Here is a 10,989-nt window from a genome sequence, read left to right as displayed (position 1 = left end):
GAACCACCTGGTTTCTTCGAGGGGGCAGGGCCAAGTGTCAAACGAAGAGAAGCTCGTCGAGTACCTCAAGCGCGTCATGGCCGATCTGCGCCAGACGCAGCGGCGTCTCCGCGATGTCGAGGACAAGTCCCGGGAGCCGATCGCGATCGTGGCGATGAGCTGCCGCTTCCCCGGCGGTGTGCGGTCTCCGGAGGAGCTGTGGGGGCTGCTCGCCCGTGGCGAGGACGCCGTGAGCGAGTTCCCGGAGGACCGCGGCTGGGACCTGGCGGAGCTGTACGACCCAGATCCCGATCGCTCCGGCACCTCGTACGTCAAGGAGGGCGCGTTCCTCTCCGACGCGGGCGCCTTCGATCCCACCTTCTTCGGGATCTCGCCGCGTGAGGCGCTGGCGATGGATCCGCAGCAGCGGCTGCTGCTGGAGACGTCGTGGGAGGCCATGGAGCGGGCCGGGGTCACCCCGGCGTCGTTGCGCGGCAGCAAGGCCGGTGTCTTCGTGGGCACCAACGGTCAGGACTACACCGTCGCGCTCCGGCAGGCCCCGAAGGGCGTCGAGGGCTTCCTGGCCACCAGTGGTGCGGCCAGTGTGATGTCGGGTCGGCTCTCCTACACCTTCGGCTTCGAAGGGCCCGCGGTGACCGTCGACACCGCCTGCTCGTCGTCGCTGGTGGCACTGCATCTCGCCGTGCAGTCCCTGCGGCAGGGGGAGTGCCCGCTCGCCCTCGCCGGAGGCGTGACCGTGATGTCCACGCCCGGCCTCTTCGTGGAGTTCAGCCGTCAGCGCGGGCTTGCCCCGGACGGCCGGTGCAAGGCGTTCGCGGCGGCCGCCGATGGCACGGGCTGGGGCGAGGGTGTGGGCATGCTGCTGCTGGAGCGGCTGTCGGACGCGCGGCGCAACGGCCATCCGGTGCTGGCGGTGATACGTGGCTCCGCCGTCAACCAGGACGGCAGCAGCAGCGGCCTGACCGTGCCCAACGGCATCTCCCAGCAACGCGTCATCCTCCAGGCCCTGGCCAACGCGCGGCTGTCGGCCGCTGAGGTGGACGCGGTCGAGGCGCATGGCACGGGTACGACCCTGGGCGACCCGATCGAGGCGCAGGCGCTGCTGGCCACCTACGGGCAGGACCGCGCGGACGGTCGGCCGCTGCTGCTGGGGTCGGTGAAGTCCAACCTCGGGCACACGCAGGCGGCGGCGGGCGTGGCCGGTGTGATGAAGATGGTCCTGGCCATGCAACACGGTGCGCTGCCGAAGACACTGCACGTCGATGAGCCGACGCCGCATGTGGACTGGTCGGCCGGCGCGGTCGAGCTGCTGGCCGAGCAGGTCGCATGGCCGGAGAGCGGCGAACCGCGCCGGGCCGGTGTGTCGGCCTTCGGCGTCAGCGGCACCAACGCCCATGTGGTGCTGGAGCAGGCGCCGATCGGCGATGAGGACGACGCGGCGGAGGAGGGGGTGAGCGGGGACGACTCGGCGGTGGCGGTGGTGCCGTGGGTGCTTACGGCCCGCTCTGAGGCGGCGTTGCGGGCGCAGGCGGGTCGGCTGGCGTCGTATGTGGAGGAGCGGGCGGAGCTGTCGGCCGGGGATGTCGGGTGGTCGCTGGCGACGACGCGTACGGTCTTCGAGCACCGTGCGGTGGTGCTGGCTGGGGACCGGGGCGGTTTGGCCGATGGGGTGGCGGCGCTGGCGGACGGTCGGGATGCCGCGGGTGTGGTGCGGGGTGTGGTGGTGGGTGGTGATGGTCGTGCGGTGTTGGTCTTCCCTGGTCAGGGGGCGCAGTGGGTGGGGATGGCGGCGGAGTTGTTGGAGTCGTCGCCGGTGTTCGCGGAGCGGTTGGGTGAGTGTGCGGCGGCGTTGGCGCCGTTCGTGGACTGGTCGCTGGTGGATGTGCTCGGTGATGCGGTGGCGTTGGGGCGGGTTGATGTGGTGCAGCCGGTGTTGTGGGCGGTGATGGTGTCGTTGGCGGAGTTGTGGCGTTCGTATGGTGTGGAGCCTGCGGCGGTGGTGGGGCATTCGCAGGGTGAGATCGCTGCGGCGTGTGTGGCGGGTGCGTTGTCGTTGGAGGATGCGGCGCAGGTGGTGGCGTTGCGGAGTAGGGCGTTGCGGGCGTTGTCGGGGCGTGGCGGGATGGTGTCGGTGTCGCTGCCGGTGGAGGCCGTGCGGGAGCGGTTGGGTCGGTGGGATGAGCGGTTGTCGGTGGCGGCGGTGAATGGGCCGTCGGCGGTCGTGGTGTCCGGCGATGGCGATGCGTTGGAGGAGTTGCTGGCGGCGTGCGAGGCGGACGAGGTCCGGGCGCGTCGTATCCCCGTCGATTACGCCTCACACTGTGCTCATGTTGAGGCGATCGAGGAGGAGCTTCGGCAGGCTCTCGCGGGGATCAGCCCTCGGTCGTCGTCGGTGCCGTTCTATTCGACGGTGACCGGCGGTGTGTTGGACACCGAGGAACTGGACGCCGGGTACTGGTACCGCAATCTGCGTCAGACCGTGCGCTTTGACGAGGCCGTGCGCGCGTTGATGGCTGATGGTTTCCAGGTGTTTGTCGAGGCCAGTGCCCATCCGGTGCTGACGATGGGTGTGGAGCAGACGGCCGAGGACCACGGCACCCGTGTCACCGTCGCCGGGTCGTTGCGCCGCGACGAAGGCGGCCTTGAGCGGTTTGTGACATCGCTGGCCGAGGCGTATGTCGGCGGTGCGTCCGTCGACTGGTCCACGGCGTTCCGGGGGACGGGCGCTCGACAGGTGGAATTGCCGACCTATGCCTTCCAGCAACAGCACTACTGGATCGAGACTCCTTCGTCGGCCGTCGGCGATGTGACATCCGCCGGTTTGGGTGCGGCTGATCATCCGTTGTTGGGTGCGGTGGTGGGGTTGGCGGGTGGGGATGGGGTGTTGTTGACGGGGCGGTTGTCGTTGGTTTCGCATGGTTGGTTGGCTGATCATGCGGTGTGGGGTGTGGTGGTGGTGCCGGGGGCGGCGTTGGTGGAGTTGGTGTTGCGTGCGGGTGATGGGGTGGGGTGTGGGTGGTTGGAGGAGTTGACGTTGGAGGCGCCGTTGGTGGTGCCTGAGTGTGGTGGGGTGCGGGTGCAGGTGTCGGTGGGTGCGCCGGATGGGGTGGGTCGGCGTGTGGTGGGTGTGTTTTCACAGGTGGAGGGTGAGGAGGAGGGTGAGGGGGTGTGGACGCGGCATGCGTCGGGGGTGTTGTCGGCTGATGTTCCGGTGGTGGGGGAGGAGTTGAGTGTGTGGCCGCCTGTTGGTGCGGTGGCGGTGGATGTGGGTGGGGTGTATGAGCGGTTGGCTGGTGTGGGTTTGGAGTATGGGCCGGTGTTTCAGGGGGTGCGGGCGGCGTGGCGTCGTGGTGATGAGGTGTTTGCGGAGGTGGCGCTTGGGGAGGAGCAGCGGGCGGAAGCGAGCCGTTTCGGTCTGCACCCGGCACTCTTCGACGCCGCACTGCACATGGCCGGGGTGGGTCCGGAGGACGAGGAGCCGGGCCCCGCGCGTCTGCCGTTCGCCTGGACAGGTGTCTCCCTGTACGCCACGGGTGCGACTGAGCTGCGGGTGCGCCTCTCGCCGTCGGGCGCCGAGGGGATTTCGGTGCTGTTGGCTGACACCGACGGGGTGCCGGTGGCTTCGGTCGATTCGCTGGTGGGACGACCGGTGGCGGCCGAGCAGCTCACCGCGTCCTCGCAGCTGACCAGGGACTCGCTGTTCACCGTGGAATGGGATCGCGTGCCCACGGAGGGCATGCAGGGGGCGGCGTCTCAGATTCAGTGGGCGACGGTCGGATCGGACGATCTCGGCCTCACCGCCGCCTTGGAGGCGGCAGGGCAGGATGTAGTGACCGGCCCGAAGCTGGCCGCCCTGGCCGGTTCCCCTGATGTCGTCCTCGTGACATGTGCTTCCGATCCGGACTCGGGTGCGCAGGATCTTCCATCCACCACGCGCCACCTCGCGCACCGTGCTCTGGGCGTGGTGCGGGAGTGGTTGGGGGAGGAGCGGTTTGCTGGTTCGCGGTTGGTGGTGGTGACGCGGGGTGCGGTGGCGGCTGTGTTGGGTGAGGGTGTGCCGGATGTGGCGGCGGCTGCGGTGTGGGGTTTGGTGCGGTCGGCGCAGGCTGAGCATCCGGATCGGTTCGTTCTGGTGGATGTGGATGACGTACCGGTGTCGTCCGGTGTGCTTCAGGCGGTGCTGGGGTGTGGGGAGCCTCAGGTGGCCGTTCGTTCCGGGAAGGTCCTGGTGCCTCGGCTGGCGCGTGCCGTTGCTCCTGCGGCTTCCGCTTCCGCTTCCGCTGAGGGAGTGGGGTCGGGCTTTGTGTGGGATTCCGAGGGCACGGTGTTGGTGACCGGTGCTACCGGCACGTTGGGTGGTTTGGTGGCGCGGCATTTGGTGGCCGCGTGTGGGGTGCGGCATTTGGTGTTGCTCTCTCGGCGGGGTCGGGAGGCCGCTGGTGCGGTGGAGTTGGAGGCCGAGCTGGTGGGGCTGGGCGCGTCGGTGGCCGTGGTGGCCTGCGATGTCTCCGACCGTGAGGCGTTGGCGGGCGTGCTGGCGCGCATTCCGGTGGATCGTCCGTTGCGTGGTGTGGTGCATGCGGCCGGTGTGCTGGACGACGGTGTGGTCCAGTCGTTGACGCCGGAGCGGCTTGACACCGTGCTGCGGCCGAAGGTCGATGCGGCGGTGTATCTGGATGAGTTGACGCGGGATCTGGATCTGTCGGCGTTTGTGATGTTCTCGTCGGCCGCCGCCACTTTTGGTGCGGCGGGTCAGGGGAACTATGCGGCAGCGAATATGTTCCTGGACGCTCTGGCGGCGCGGCGTCGGGCGCGTGGGCTCGCCGGGGTGTCGTTGGCCTGGGGTTTCTGGGCCGAACGCAGCGATATGACCGGCCACCTCGCCGACGCCGACGTCTCCCGGATGGAGCGCGGCGGTGTCATTCCGCTGTCGTCGGACGAGGGTCTCGCGCTCCTCGACGCGGCGAGCGCCATGGACCAGTCGCTGCTGGTTCCCGTGCGGATCGCCCCGGCAGCGCTCCGTGGTGGGGCCGGGGCCGTACCGCCGTTGCTTCGACGGCTGGTGCGTACCCCCTCGCGCAGGGCCCTTGCGGACGCCGCGCCGGGAATGGACACGGCCCCGCACGGTGACCTCGTCCGGCTCGCGGGGCTTTCCGAGGCCGAGCAGGAGCAGACGCTGCTGGATCTCGTGCGTGGCGGTGTCGGCGCGGTGCTCGGCTACTCCGATGTGGAGCAGGTCGAGCCGGAGCGTGCGTTCAAGGAGCTCGGGTTCGACTCGCTGACCGCCGTCGAACTGCGCAACCGGCTGAACACGGCCACCGGGCTGCGCCTGCCCGCCACCCTGGTCTTCGACTACCCCTCGCCCCTGGCGCTCGCCCGCCACCTCCGTGACGAACTGCTCGGCAGCAGCCGCGAGGTGGTTGCCGACCCAGGACGTCGTGTGTCGGTGGCCGCCTCCCCGGACGAGCCGATCGCCATCGTGGGCATGAGCTGCCGTTTCCCGGGCGGGGTGAAGTCCCCCGAGGATCTGTGGCGGCTTCTGGCCCGTGGCGGGGACGCCATCGCAGCCTTTCCCGACGATCGTGGCTGGGATCTGGAGGGTCTGTATCACCCGGATCCGGATCACCGGGGTACGGCGTATGCGCGTGAGGGTGGTTTCCTGTATGACGCGGGTGATTTTGATCCGGAGTTCTTCGGGATTTCGCCGCGTGAGGCGTTGGCGATGGATCCGCAGCAGCGGTTGTTGCTGGAGACGTCGTGGGAGGCGCTGGAGCGGGCCGGTATCGACCCGGCGTCGGTGCGCGGCAGCCAGACCGGTGTCTTCGCCGGAATCATGCACCACGACTACGGCTCGGCCACGGTGCCGGAAGGAGTCGAGGGCTACATCGGCAACGGCACCGCCGGCAGCATCGCCTCGGGCCGTGTCTCCTACACCTTCGGGTTCGAAGGGCCCGCCGTCACGGTGGACACCGCCTGCTCGTCGTCGCTGGTGGCGCTGCATCTCGCGGCCCAGTCGCTGCGCCAGGGGGAGTGCTCGCTCGCGCTCGCCGGTGGTGTGACGGTGATGTCGACCCCCGCCCTGTTCGTGGAGTTCAGCCGTCAGCGTGGGCTCTCGGCGGACGGTCGCTGCAAGGCGTTCGCGGGAGCGGCGGACGGTACGGGGTTCTCCGAGGGCGTCGGCGTGCTGCTCCTGGAACGGCTCTCGGACGCACGGCGCAATGGCCACCGGGTGCTTGCCGTCGTCCGTGGGTCCGCCGTCAACCAGGACGGCGCGTCCAACGGCCTTACGGCCCCCAACGGCCCGTCGCAGCAGCGGGTCATCCGGGCCGCGCTGGCGAGTGCCGGGCTGTCGGCCGCCGAGGTGGACGCGGTCGAGGCACACGGTACGGGCACGACACTCGGCGATCCCATCGAGGCTCAGGCCCTGCTCTCGACCTACGGGCGCGAGCGGGGCGCCGAGGAACGGCCGCTATGGCTCGGGTCGATCAAGTCGAACATCGGCCATACGCAGGCGGCCGCCGGTGTGGCGGGTGTGATGAAGATGGTGCTGGCGATGCGGCACGGCGTACTGCCGAAGACGTTGCACGTGGATGAGCCGTCGCCGCATGTGGACTGGTCCGAGGGCGCGGTGCGGTTGCTCACGGATGCCACGGAATGGCCGGGGACGGGTCGTCCGAGGCGTGCGGGTGTCTCCTCCTTCGGCGCCAGCGGGACCAATGCGCATGTGATCGTGGAGCAGGCCCCCGAGGAGCGGAGTGTCGCCGAGCCGGTGCTGGACGGATCCGCAGGGTCGGCACTGGTGCCGTTGGTGGTGTCGGCGAAGTCCGAGGATGCGTTGCGGGCGCAGGCGGAGCGGTTGCTGTCGGCGGTGCGTGGAGAGCTGGACGCCGAGGCATCGGTCGCGGATGTGGCCTCGTCGCTGGTGACCAAGCGCTCGGTGTTCGAGCATCGTGCGGTGGTGCTGGCCGCTGACCGTCAGGGCCTCGTGACCGGGCTGGAAGCGCTGGTGGATGACGTACCGGCGCCCGGTGTGGTGCGGGGTTCGGCGGCGCCGGGGAAGCTGGCGGTGTTGTTCTCGGGTCAGGGCAGTCAGCGGGTCGGGATGGGGCTGGAGCTGTGCGAGGCGTTTCCGGTGTTTGCCGATGCCTTCGATGAGGTGTGTGGGCAGTTCGACGGGGTGTTGGAGCGTCCGCTGCGGGAGGTGATACGTGGGGACGTGGCGGGGCTGGATGAGACCGCGTATACCCAGTGTGGGTTGTTTGCGGTGGAGGTGGCGCTGTTCCGGCTGGTGGAGTCGTGGGGCGTGCGGCCCGACTTCGTGGCCGGGCATTCGATCGGTGAGCTGGTGGCGGCGTATGTGGCGGGTGTGTTGTCGCTTGCGGATGCGTGTGTGTTGGTGGCGGCTCGTGGGCGGTTGATGCAGGCGCTGCCCCCGGGTGGCGTGATGGTGTCTGTGCAGGCCGCCGAGGCCGACGTACTGCCGCTCCTGGCCGGTCGTGAGGCTGAGGTGAGTGTGGCGGCGGTCAACGGTCCGCGTTCGACCGTGATCTCCGGAGCGGAGGAGGCGGTGACGGAGGTCGCCGGGCAGTTTGAGGCTCAAGGGGTCAAGACCAAGCGGCTGCGCGTCTCCCACGCCTTCCACTCACCCCTGATGGAGCCGATGCTGGCGGAGTTCCGGCAGGTGGCCGGGGGGCTGTCGTACGCGGCTCCCCGCATCCCCGTCGTATCGAACGTGACGGGCCTGATCGCTGACCCCGAGGCGCTGTGCTCCGCCGAGTACTGGGTGCGGCACGTCCGCGAGACCGTGCGCTTCGCCGACGGCATGGCGGCCCTCGCGGAGGCGGGTGTGACGACCTCCCTGGAGCTGGGCCCGGACGGGGTGCTGTCCGGCATGGGACAGGAGAGCGCGCCGGACGTCGAGTTCGCCTCCGCCTTGCGCAGCGGACGAGGCGAGAGCGCCACGCTCCAGGAGGCATTGGCTCGGATCTTCGTCCGTGGCGTCCCGGTGGACTGGACGGCGTTGCTCGCACCGACGCCCGTACGCCACGTGGAGCTGCCGACCTACGCCTTCCAGCGGAAGCGGTACTGGCTCGAGGCCGGTGCGGCGGCGGGCAACGTGGCTTCGGCAGGGCTCCGGTCCGAGGAACACCCCCTGCTCGGTGCCGCCGTGAGGCTGCCCGACTCCGACGGATGCGTGTTCACCGGCCGGCTCTCCGCGCGTACGCACGCCTGGTTGGCCGACCACGCCGTGCTGGGCTCGGCGGTGGTGCCGGGGACGGCCTTCGTGGATCTGGCGCTGCATGCCGGTGGCCGCTTCGGATGTGACCAGGTGGACGACCTGGTGCTGGAAGCGCCCCTGGTCCTTCCCGAACGCGGTGCGATCCAGCTCCAGGTGATGGTGGCCGGAGCCGATGACGACGGCCGCCGACCCCTCACCGTGCACTCCCGACAGGAATCCGCTGATGAGGACGGACCTTGGACACGCCACGCCACCGGCGTCCTCCTGACCCGGGCCGAGGTGGCGGAGGCGGAGACCTCGGCCGAGCTGAGCGTGTGGCCGCCGGCGGATGCCGAGGCGATCGACATCAGCGACATGTATGAGCGCTTCGCGCTGGGCGGGCTCGCGTACGGGCCGGCGTTCCAGGGCGTGCGGGCCGCCTGGCGGCGCGAAGGCGAGGCGTTCCGCGAGGTGTTCGCCGAGGTGACACTGGCCGAGGAGCAGTCGTCGGACGCCGCGCGCTTCCGTGTGCACCCGGCGTTGCTCGACGCCGCTCTTCATATGGCGGGTCCCGGCGGTCTGGTGGCCTCGGACGCGGAGCAGGTCCGCTTGCCGTTCGCCTGGAACGGGGTGTCGGTGCCCATCACCGGCGCGACCACGGTCCGCGTACGACTGGCGGCGGCCGGGTCCGACGGTCTGTCGCTCGCCGTGGCCGATGAGACGGGCCGGTTGGTGGCCTCGGTGGCAGAGCTGGTGACACGCCCGGTCTCCGCCGAGCAGATCAACGCCGCGCGCGGCACCTCCCATGAGTCGCTGTACCGCCTGCGCTGGAACGCCATGCCGCTCCCTGCCGACGCGCCGTCCACCGCCCGCTGTGCGGTGATCGGTGAAGAGGACAGCGCGCCGGCCATGGCGTTGCGGTCGGCGGGCTGGCAGGTGCGAACGCACTCCGCTCTGGAGGCCCTTGCCCGGTCCGGCGCCGAGGGCGAACCCCTGCCGGAGTGGGTGTTCCTGGCCTCGGCGACCGGCACCGGTGGCGATGCCCACCAGGGTCTGTGTGGCGCGGCGCACCAGGCGCTGGAGCGGGTGCAGGAGTGGTTGGCGGACGAGCGGTTCGCCGACTCCCGCCTGGTCATCACCACGTGCGGCGCCGTGGCCACCACCTCCACCGAGGGCGTGGCGGACCTGGCAGGGGCGGCGGTATGGGGCCTGGTGCGGTCCGCGCAGGCCGAACACCCGGGCCGACTGCTCCTCCTCGACGCGGACGAACCCGTGGAGCTCGGCTCCGTTCCGCTGGCCGCCGCCCTCGCCTCGGGCGAGCCGCAGTTGGCCGTACGAGATGGGCGCGTACTGTCGGCGAGGCTGGTCCGAGCCGAAGGGGCGGCGGAACAGCGCGCTTCGGCGACATGGGATCCCGAGGGCACGGTCCTCGTCACCGGGGCCAGTGGCACCCTGGGCGGTCTGCTCGCGCGGCATCTGGTGTCCGACCACGGTGTGCGGCATCTAGTGCTGCTCAGCCGCAGGGGCTCGGCGGCCGAGGGCGCGGCGGAGCTGGCCGATGATCTGGCCTCGGCCGGGGCGTCGGTGACCTGGGCGGCCTGTGATGTGGCCGACCGGGACGCCCTTGGCGCGGTGTTGTCGGACATCCCCGCCGCGCATCCGCTCAAGGGTGTCGTCCATGCCGCCGCCGTGCTGGACGACGGTGTGATCGCGTCGTTGACGCCGGAGCGGCTTGACACCGTGCTGCGGCCGAAGGCGGAGGCGGCACTCGCCCTGCATGAGCTGACGGCCGGGCTCGACCTGTCGGCGTTTGTGGTCTTCTCCTCGGTGGCGGGCATGTTCGGGGCCGCCGGACAGGGCAACTACGCCGCCGCCAACGCCTTCCTCGACGCGCTGGTCTCACAGCGCCGGGCGCACGGCTTCCCCGGCCTGTCGCTGGCCTGGGGCCTGTGGGAGGAACGCAGCGGGATGACCGAGGGGCTGGCCGAGGTGGACAGGCGGCGGATGGACCAGGTCGGCATCTCCGCCCTGTCGTCGGCCGAGGGGCTCGCACTGTTCGACGCCGCCTGTGCGAGCGAAGGCCACCCGGTCATCGCCGCCGCACGGCTGAACACGGCGGTCTGGAGGTCCGCCGCACACGACGGGCGCGCGGAAGTACCGCATGTGCTGCGCGAGTTGGTCCGCTTGCCCGCTCGCCGGGCGGACGTGAATTCCACCGGAGCGGCCGGGGCGGCGGAGGCACTGCGGGCACGCCTGGCCGGAGCCTCGTATGCGGAAGGCGAACGCCTGGTGCTGGACACGGTACGGCGCAATGTCGCCGCCGTGCTGGGCCACGGCGGTCCGGAAACCGTGGAACCGGGCCGCGCGTTCAAGGACTTCGGCTTCGATTCGCTGACGGCGGTGGAATTGCGCAACCGGCTCGGCACGGCGACCGGACTGCGTCTGACCGCGACGCTGGTCTTCGACCATCCGACCCCGACCGCCCTGGCCCAGCACCTTCATCACGAGCTGACGCTGGATGCCGGATCCGCCGCCACCTCGGTGCCCGTATCCGTGGGACTCGATCAGCTCGAAGCCGGTCTGTCGGCCATGACCTGGGAGGAGATCGGCCGCACGGATGTGGTGTCACGCCTGCGGGAGCTCTTGGCAAAGTACGGCGACGCACAGGAAGCCCCGAGCAGCAGCGCTGCTCTCGTCGACCAACTCGAATCGGCGACGGATGGCGAACTCTTCAAGATGGTGGACGAGGATCTCGGAATTCTCTGAAGCAA

At 70.3% G+C, this 10,989-nt stretch carries 1 protein-coding gene; it reads left to right on the top strand.

Annotated elements, in window-relative coordinates:
* The first annotated feature begins 34 nt into the window (after positions 1 to 34).
* Positions 35 to 10,984, top strand: a complete 10,950-nt coding sequence (locus tag ACT2CW_RS13505) for an SDR family NAD(P)-dependent oxidoreductase (RefSeq protein ID WP_445516718.1) — start codon at positions 35 to 37, stop codon at positions 10,982 to 10,984.
* The last annotated feature ends 5 nt before the right edge of the window (positions 10,985 to 10,989 follow it).

The sequence above is a fragment of the Streptomyces sp. NEAU-174 genome (assembly GCF_052665095.1).
The sequence above is the reverse complement of the archived record's forward strand: the minus strand, read 5'-3'. Positions and strand labels throughout refer to the sequence as shown.